2 tRNA genes and 1 rRNA gene are annotated in these 705 nt (G+C 48.1%); all 3 read left to right on the top strand.

Features of this window, described 5'->3' with window-relative positions:
- A 16S ribosomal RNA gene (locus tag KW830_RS21120) occupies window positions 1–57 on the top strand; the annotation flags it as partial.
- Window positions 58–148: 91 nt separating this feature from the next.
- Window positions 149–225, top strand: a tRNA-Ile gene (locus KW830_RS21115).
- A 31-nt stretch (window positions 226–256) separates the two neighbouring features.
- A tRNA-Ala gene (locus KW830_RS21110) sits at window positions 257–332 on the top strand.
- Window positions 333–705: the final 373 nt, after the last annotated feature.

The following is a 705-nucleotide window of genomic DNA, read 5'->3' as shown; positions in this document are numbered from 1 at the left end:
GGGGTGAAGTCGTAACAAGGTAGCCGTATCGGAAGGTGCGGCTGGATCACCTCCTTTCTGGAAACAAGCAATCAAGTTTGAACGTCCACACTTATCGGTTGTTGGAACAAGCCAGGTGGCTCGCTGAGTGAAGCGAGCTGCATGGAATGGGTCTGTAGCTCAGCTGGTTAGAGCACTGTGTTGATAACGCAGGGGTCGTTGGTTCGAGCCCAACTAGACCCACCATTAGGTTCCGATGCCAGTGCAAGAGGATCCCGGGGGATTAGCTCAGCTGGGAGAGCACCTGCTTTGCAAGCAGGGGGTCGTCGGTTCGATCCCGTCATCCTCCACCAATGAAAAAAGATAGCGCCCAAAGGTGCTACAATCATTGGCTCGGCACATGAGAGTTCAATACAAAAGCAGTCTTTGCAAGACTGCTTTTGTATTGATCGATCCGATCAATAGGCTGTTCTTTAAAAATTCATAGAGTCGAAAATCAGCGTTGCTGGTGGAAAGCATGAAAAATGCACCGTGCCACCAGCAACGATTTTGATTGCGTCAACACGAATTCAAACTTTGAATTCAAGTAATGACGAATCATTCTCTAGGCGCAAATCGAAAGATTTGCACCGAAGAATCATTCACATTACGGCATAACGCGTAAGGTGAGAGACCTTACAAGTCTTTGAAAACCGAAATGGCGACCATCTCGCAAGAGAGGTCAAA

It is taken from the genome of Comamonas sp. CMM03, from assembly GCF_019218715.1.
Lineage (GTDB): Bacteria > Pseudomonadota > Gammaproteobacteria > Burkholderiales > Burkholderiaceae_C > Comamonas > Comamonas terrigena.
This window is presented reverse-complemented; position numbering and strand designations above follow the sequence as displayed.